General features: G+C 49.9%; 4 protein-coding genes and 1 pseudogene. All 5 read right to left on the reverse strand.

Features of this window, described 5'->3' with window-relative positions:
• Positions 1 to 611 (reverse strand): annotated as a pseudogene (locus V7Z60_RS07665) (hypothetical protein); the annotation flags it as partial.
• Between the two features lie 2 nt (positions 612 to 613).
• Complete coding sequence (locus V7Z60_RS07670) at positions 614 to 1,189, reverse strand: hypothetical protein (RefSeq protein ID WP_334117248.1); 576 nt, start codon at positions 1,187 to 1,189, stop codon at positions 614 to 616.
• 13 nt (positions 1,190 to 1,202) lie between these two features.
• Positions 1,203 to 3,131, reverse strand: a complete 1,929-nt coding sequence (locus tag V7Z60_RS07675; RefSeq protein WP_334117249.1) for a phage tail spike protein — start codon at positions 3,129 to 3,131, stop codon at positions 1,203 to 1,205.
• Positions 3,128 to 3,847 carry a hypothetical protein gene (locus tag V7Z60_RS07680; protein ID WP_334117250.1) on the reverse strand — a complete coding sequence of 240 codons (720 nt, stop codon included), beginning with the start codon at positions 3,845 to 3,847 and terminating at the stop codon, positions 3,128 to 3,130. The genes V7Z60_RS07675 and V7Z60_RS07680 overlap by 4 nt, the downstream gene beginning before the upstream one ends.
• Positions 3,831 to 7,697: a phage tail tape measure protein gene (locus V7Z60_RS07685; RefSeq protein WP_334117251.1), complete on the reverse strand. Its 3,867-nt coding sequence runs from the start codon at positions 7,695 to 7,697 to the stop codon at positions 3,831 to 3,833. The genes V7Z60_RS07680 and V7Z60_RS07685 overlap by 17 nt, the downstream gene beginning before the upstream one ends.
• Between the last annotated feature and the right edge of the window lie 210 nt (positions 7,698 to 7,907).

Genomic DNA, 7,907 nt, shown 5'->3' on the forward strand with positions numbered 1-7,907 from the left:
TCTCCTCGTTCCCCCTTGGGACCTTGGAGCCCTTGTATACCTTGAGGCCCACGTGCACCGGCAGTCCCTGTTGCTCCTGTGTCGCCCTTAACGCCTTGTGGTCCTTGTGCACCGGTATCTCCCTTATCTCCTTTAGGACCAGTAGCACCTTCGAGTCCCTGCACGCCCTGAATACCCTGCGGTCCGGTGGCTCCTGGCAATCCCTGAGGGCCTTGTGCGCCGGTACCACCAGTCAGACCAATCGGCCCTGTTGCGCCAGTATCGCCTTTATCACCTTTATCGCCTTTGATACCTTGAGGACCTGTCGCACCGGTCAAGCCCATCGGCCCCGTTGCGCCAGTAGCGCCCTTGTCTCCCTTATCGCCCTTGTCTCCCTTAAGAGAATGAAGCCAATCGGTCGCCGTGCCCTTAAAACCCTGGATAACAGCGATGTCATACGCACTTAGCCCGTTAGTTCCGTCTTTTCCGTCCTTACCGTTGACCGCTCCGGGAATCACATACTTCTTGAGGTAATCGTGCAGATCAAGCACGGCATCGGCGTGCGTCTGCGGGAAGAACTGCTGCTCATCTCCATTCTCCTCAAGTTCCATCATCTTCTTGATTTTCGCCATGCTTACACATCCTTTATCTTGTCAATTCTCATGCGCGTTGATGACGTAACCGTCAAATCACCATCCGAGCCGTCCCCACCTGTTATCTGTACAAGCGAAGACAGGCGCAGATTCTCACTGTCCTTTGCGATGTCCTTGATACACAGTATATGAAGAGCAGGATCAACCTGCCCCATTTGATAGAAAGTGTTCAAGTTCAGCTGCATTGCGTCAAGACGCATCTTAAGCGTCTGATACACGGCACCGGCAACGTCGATTCGCGCATTTATGACTTCAGCATTGTCAGTCTTGGCGTTCAGGATACTTTCAAACTCCTGCGACAATTTGTTGGCCAGGTTGCGCAGCGCCTGTTCCTCATTATTTGCATGATTCTTATAATCCTGTACAGTCTGCCGGTCATCATACACATCAGCCGACGTCTGCTCGGCCAGACGAGCCAGTGATTCACGTACGTCAACCCCATACATCTTCTGTCTGATCCATCTGGCCAACAGCTTGCTGGCATCAGATACCTTATTTTGGTCAACAGGGCTGTCAGTCGGCATGATATGCGTCGGGTCCCTGTAATCTACTGTCATCTAATCACTCCTTCTAGACAAAAATTTGATTGTAGCTATAGCTGCAGTCCAGACTCGCTCCATTGTATTTGTCAGTATACTGCCATGCATCAGCAATTGCCGGCTTGGACGATGCGCCCCAGCTGGCAACCCACTTGTATTTGGCATGACTGTCGAATCTACTGCTGAACCATGACGCACTCGAATAGTCGCATGTATTCGTATAGCCGGCATCGGTCAGCACCTTGTTAAATGCATCCACCTCCGCAGTCAGCGTTGCCTTGTCCTTCGTAAGAGAACTGTCCTCAACATCGCACGATACAACAGCAGTTGTCGGTATACCCTTGGCCTTGAGTTTGCCCAGGAACCATTGTGCTTCCGCCTGTGCATCGGCGACGGACACTGCCAATAGATAGTGATATGCACCGATAAACTTCATTTTAGCCGTAATTCCACGGCTCTTTTGCTCGTCGAATAGCGGATTGAGATATGCACTGCCTGCAGCAGACCCTTCAGTCAGCTTGATCATCAGACCTTTGACGCCTGATTGATACAAGCTGTCATACCATGACTGAGTCTGACTGCCGTTGTTTGATGACAGGTCAATGAATTTACCGCCGGCGGTCCACGTTCCGGCGTTACCGCCGTTGCTCTCAAGTTGCTTTATCCTCTCGGACAGCTTGGTATAGCTGTCTGAAAGCTTACTGTAACTGTCGGAAAGCTGCTGATTTTGTTTGGTTAAGTCCTCGATTTCCTTGTTTGCTTTTGTCTGACGTGACATCAGACGGTTGATCAGTGCCTTCTGCGCGTCGGTTTCCGACCGGTGCTGTTCACGATATGCCGTCAGGTCTATCGGATTGTCGCTGAGCGTGATGGTGGAGTTGGAGATGTTGAGCAGATCCAGTGACATGGCCACGATGCGTTCCGTCGCATACAGGCCCTCCAGCTGATTGACAATGCGTACGTAGGTCCCGCATTCGATCATTCCAATGCTGTCTTCGAGGAACGACAGGTCGATGTACCCTGCCTGCAACTGATATTTGATGGCCGTCTGCGCATCAAGAAAAGCCCTGCCCTTTGTGAGCAGAGCCTGTGGTGTCGTGACGTCTTCCCATGTTTCGGTCTTGACGTGTATGCCAAACTGATTTATCAGAGCCTCATCGCGCAGATAGTCACTGCCGTTGTTGACGCTTGCGATTGTCAAATGCGGACTGGATACATCGGTGCTGCCGTCGTTGTTCTGACGTTCCTGAGTTGCGCCCAGCGGCTTGAGCACCGTTACAATTTCTGTCGGGTCAACATTCCGTGAGCTTGACACCATATTATGCGAAAGCTCGATTCTCTGCGGACATTCCGATGATATCTCAGGTTCATAGTCCAGGAACAGTTTCCCGCCTTCATTTCGGATTCTCATCTCACCGCCCAGACGGCTGACAAGCTTGTCCTGTATGTTGGACCAGGTATCCTGCGTGTCATCAGTAAACCGATATACGTTATCAGTTGAATTCGTTACTGTGACAGTGCCAAGCGTTATCTGCTTGTAAGACTCGACCTGCTTATTGTGCTCCGTGATAAGCGCCTGAAGAAAATCCTTAGGCGTGGTGTTATGGAACTCCCTCCACGGTTGTACGCTGTCATGCAGAAAGCCCTCCAGTCCTTCACATACCGCCTCCTTCTGCACTGCTCCCGACGAATCCATACTGTCGGAATACGTAAGAACCCGCCCTTCAAAGAGCGTCAGCCCCTTATCCGGACGAGTTATCCTGACAAAGCACGTATAGGGTTCAATTTCCGTATACATCGCATGCGTCGGATCTAGATCGAACGTAAATGAATCATATGTCGTCGTGCTTTTTGATAGCACCGCAGAAACAAGCCTGTAGTTTGAGAAGATGTCCGAGTTGAGCACCTTCTCTTCGCCATTCCAACCGCTTCTGATCGTAATGCGAAATCCCTTTGTCATGGCCATTCCTCCGTCCAGTTGAACTTGACGTGACCGGTGCCTTCCAGATTGACCGTGTTCTCGCCCGGCATCAGCTCCAGGTAAGGATTGACATTATCCCCAGCTTTTAGCGCGAAGACGTGGTCATTGACTGACGCAGACATGGCCGTGGAACAGGTCACAGTCAACCGAACCCGGTTATGACCTGTATTTATCAACAGAACGCTCTCATGCCCTTTGACGTCAACCTCGATATTGGAGGCGGCGTCAAGATTGAAGTAGAACGTGTCCCATACATCGTCATAGCAACGCTTGAGCCGATAAGCATAACACTGGAATACGACCGTCACCTTGCAAAAATTCCAACCTTCTTCAATTGTCGGAGCGGTCTGAACTTCGGCCATGAAAGCATAGCCCGGCATGGCATCATCCTTGAGCAGTGTCTTTCCAGTTGGCTTCATCAACCAGTTCATCAGCTCCGTTAGCTTCTGATTCATCAATGACAGGTTCGCCTGGCCGTATGGCAGACGGCAGGGGAACGTCACTGTCCGTTCATCGTACGTGTTGAGGCCGTATAAGTCGCTCAAGTCGATATATCCCGTACGGTACGGCAACTGCAGCTGAGACTTGCGCTTAGACGGCATTGTCACTGTCTTTTCTGCCAATACTACCAGCTCGAAATCGCTCGAGTGGTGGCCGGCAAATTCGAAACCATATGGCCTAGATTCTTGTGTCAATCGACATCCCCCTTCCTAACATCGTATCTCTTCTGTTCCTTTCAACTGATCCGTACTGTTCATAGCTGCGGGCAAAACTGGAGCCGTCTACTCTCAACTGTTTGTTGGCAATGGCGTCAAGCTTCTGACCGATATCTGCCAGTTGCCTGTTATCATTGCCCGAACTGAGGGTGCGCAGTACTTCAATCTGCTCTTCACTTGCGCCAAAGAGCTTAGTCAACATGGTCAGCATCGCGCCCAAAGTCTGTTCAAGTCTGTTGTTTGACTTCTCAGACTCAACATCGGCTTTGGATACTCCCTGATGGTTGTCGGTGCGTGCAAAGTAGTCCAATGATTTCTGCATGAGCTGATATGCTCTTGAACGTTTTGACAAATCCAGTGGAATGACCATCTCCGGAAGGTTTTGCTCAGCCATCTCATACACTCCGTGCGTGGAGACCAGGCCTCCGTTGGCATATCCGTGTCCCTTGCCGAGAGCCGACAGGCTTGCACCATAGCGCGTGCGGGCATAGTTCAGTCCGGCAAGCATGTTGTCATATCCATTCCAGATATCCTTGTGCCCGGCAAGAGCGTACGCATTGAACGTGCTGCGTTTCGTCTGCATGAGGCCGAGTGCCGGACCCGAGCCGTCTCCGTCAGGGTCTGCTCCGGGCTGTTTAGCATGCGGATTGCCGCCGGATTCAGTTTTGATTTGTCTGAGGACCTTATTTACCATGGCACTGCTTGTGGATAGCCCCAACTTAGCCAGTGCCTTCTTGACGTAAGGTTCCCATCTTTTTACACCAGACCCGCCCGGATTTGCACCACTGTCATCATAGCTTTTCAACAGCTTCTTGAACGCCTGTGTTACCGGATTTGTCAGTGACTTTTTCGCCATATCTCTTGTCTGATCCATCAATGTTGTATGAGTGAAGCTGAACGCCTGAACATTTGGCCAGTGACTGAATCCCTTGGCTATCCATTCAGCTGGTTTCTTCAAGACGTCAAGCACGCTGTCGGCAATGTCCAGTGCCTTGTCCTTAATGCTTCCGATAAAGCCGGACAGTGAGAACGTACCCGTGGCATAGCCCGGAAGAGTGCCGGAATAACTGCCGGTCATCACTCTTGCTGTGTCACGTGCATTCAGCACCTGTTCACCTTGATTGAGCGGTGCAACTTCAGCTCCGTGTCTGCCGACGATTCTGGCGGACTTGCTCCAGGGCGTGTAGACCAGTTCGGGCCCGGCTTCCCCGACCAGGGCAAGGCCAGTACGTGCAACCCCGCCGTTGGCATAGGAACCGATTCTTGCTGCCGGTCTGTATGAGCCGACATTCCCCCTGTACGACCCGCCGAATGCATGCACGACAGATGACCATGCATCAGACAGGAACTTCAAGGTGTTGTGAACAGCGGCACCCCAGGCATTATATGATTTGATGCCGTTGTTGCCTTCAGCCACAATATTCTGACTTACAGACTTGTTCTGCTTTTTGGCTTCATCTACAACTTGATTGTGTTTGGCCTTGGCGCTTCCGACAATTTTGTTCTTTGCCTCGTTGGCAACGCTGACAGTAGTGTCACGCTCCGATTTGGCATTGGCGATGTCCTTGTTCATCATATCCCTGGTGTAGCCCGGAATGTCCTTGTTCATTCTCCTGTACTGTTCTACTTTGCCCTTGTAGGTCTGCTGCGCCTTGTCAACCGTTTCCTTGCGCGTTTTCTCAGCATGCTCAATCAGCTTTTTAGTTTCGCTGGCCGATTTATTAATCAGATCCCGTGCTTCATTATCACTGATTTGCCCCTTGTCCTTGCGCAGTTTTTCCAGAATCTCCTTCTGCTGTTTGGAGCTTGTGCCCATTTCCTTTGCAATCGACTTTGACAGGGACTGCAGCTTGCTCAACCGCTCTTTATTGTACTTTTCAGTAATTTTTTTCTTTTCATTGGCCGTATTTCTGGCGATTTCAGCCTGTTCCTTCTTCTCAGACTTGGCAAGCTTCTCCCGTTTTGCCTTGAACTGCTCCTGTACCTTTCTTACGGCTTCCTCACCAGTGTAAGTTCTGCCCTTTATCTCAACATAGCCGGATTCCCTGACCCCTTTGATAGTTTCAGCTTCATCCTTTGCCAGTTTCTCGCGTTTCTTGTTATAGGTGTACGTAATCCTGTTTACGTTGCCCTGCCCGTTGGCAGTGGCCGTTTTCAGGTCTTCGTTATACTTGTTTGTTGCCTTTATGAGGCTGTCATATGTCTTCTTCTGACTGGACTGTCGCTTCTTGTCGGCGTCATTGATTCCCTTGATGTACTCTTCGTACTGTTTTTTGCTGATCTGGTGCTGCTTGTACATCTGCTCAACTGCACGTTTTTCAGCGTCCGCTCTCTTCTGTGACTGTTTTTCAGCAGTGCGGGCAATGGAGGTGTAGAAACCTTCAAGCGTAGCCTTGGCTTTGTTCAGACTCTTGTCATCAGTCTGCACCGACATCTTGATTACCGACAGGTCCGCCTTGTCCATTGACTTCCGGATATCATCAGATACGCTCTTCTGCGCTTTGGTAAGTGAGCTCTTTTCAATCTTGACCTTGCCCACCTTGACCATGGTCCCGTCATACATGACATAGCCGGTTTCAGCAATCTGTTTCTGCTGCTCCTTTGCAGCTTTCTTAACTGCATTGTTGAGTCCCTTGACGATTTTCTGCGCTATGGACGTGCTGCCAAGCATATTCCCTATGGAAGAGCCTAAAGCCGCCCCCATGGGTCCGCCAGCGGCAAAACCAACGCCTGCTCCGATAGCGGTGCCAGCAACATTTGCAGCAGCTTTTACTTTGGAAGATTCAGAACCCGTCTTGATGGCTTTAGCTACATCGTCAACAACGCTGTACAATGAGATTGCAACTCCAGCCAATCCCATGATTTTCGTTCCAAACCTGCACATAAAGCTGGACAGCTTGGAACTGTTCTCAGCAGCAGCAACACTCTTCGTTACACCCTTTTCCACCGCACCGGATGTTGCAACGCCTTCTTCGATTCCTTCGGCTATTTTCGCACTTTGAACTGGTTTTGACATCTTTTTCTCAGCACCTGATGCAGAACTTCCGACACCAGCATAGGAATTACTTGCGAGCGTCTTTGCCTCGGCAAGAGATTGATACTCAAGAGTGAGCGCCTTTACTTCTGCCTGCTCTTCTGCAACCTTAGACCCGAATCCGCCAAAGACGGTGGCCAGTTCCTTTAATTTCAAAGTGAAATTAATAACTTTATCAACTACCAATAATCCTGCAATTGCAGCTCCAGCTTTCAGTACAGCTCTTCTGTTTTCTATCAATACCGTTGTAAACTTTAGAAATAACTTGGAAACAAAGCCCACGCCTTCGGCCATGATTTTGATATCTTTCTGGAAATCCTTCTGACCGAATAAATCTCCTAATTTCCTTGTTGCCTCAGTCATGTACGGAAGCAATTCAGCACCGAATTTGATTTCGAGGTCTTCCCATGCCTTCTTGAATTTTTGATTGTTAGCCTGAGCAGTTTCCGAGTTCTTTTCCGACAGTGTCTGTACGTACTTGCCCTTGTCAGCTGCTTCCTGTGTCTTCTGAGTAAGTTCACCCAACCTTTGAGAGTTCTCAGCAAGAATCATGCCCGCCTGTTGTCCTGTTGTTCCGAACAGACTGTTGAAAACGGCGTTCTTTTGAGTCTTGTCCATTGACTCGGTGTGCTTCTGCAACACTCCCATTATGTCCGTCATGGATTTGAGATTCCCGTTAGCGTCAACCATCTCTTCCTTCTTGATTCCAAGATTGTCAAGCACTGAGTTCTTCTTGCCGATTGCCTTAACGGCAGACACCAGTGAATTGATAACTTTGCGCAGACCTGTACCCATTTGTTACCGCAGGGGCTCTTTATCCCCTGCTTCTGCATGTTTCCATGCAGTTCAGACTATATCTTCATCCCTTACGGGAGCTTTGCCTTCGTGGAAATTTCCGCATGAAAAAAGCGAGCCTTCAGAGACTCGCTTTATTTTTAGCTTACTTTTTCTAGTCGTTACACCTTCCCGCCGTTTCTGACGGGCTTGGCTCGGGATCAACATGTC

The organism is Ligilactobacillus sp. (genome assembly GCF_036846325.1).
GTDB lineage: Bacteria > Bacillota > Bacilli > Lactobacillales > Lactobacillaceae > Ligilactobacillus.